Annotated in this window: 1 protein-coding gene; it reads left to right on the top strand. The window is 65.6% G+C overall.

What is annotated here, in order from left to right; all coding sequences use genetic code 11:
• The coding region (locus SB756_RS32325) for an MFS transporter (protein ID WP_410913535.1) at positions 1-256 on the top strand (256 nt) is incomplete at both ends.

Here is a 256-nt window from a genome sequence, read left to right on the forward strand (position 1 = left end):
CCTGCCTGGTCATTTTGCGCGTGCTGCAAGGCGTCGCGTCGGGCGGCGAATGGGGCGGCGGCGTGCTGCTGCTGAGCGAGAATGCGCCCAAGGACCGGGTCGGGTTCTATGCGGCCTGGAGCCAGTTGGGTGTTTCCGGCGGGTTCGTGATGTCTGCCGCAGCGTTCTACCTGGTGCAGATGCTGCCGGTCGACGACATGATGAGCTGGGGCTGGCGGGTGCCCTTCTTGGCCAGCATCCTGATCTTTGGTGTGGG

This window comes from Pseudomonas sp. SIMBA_068 (genome assembly GCF_046534705.1).
Lineage (GTDB): Bacteria > Pseudomonadota > Gammaproteobacteria > Pseudomonadales > Pseudomonadaceae > Aquipseudomonas > Aquipseudomonas putida.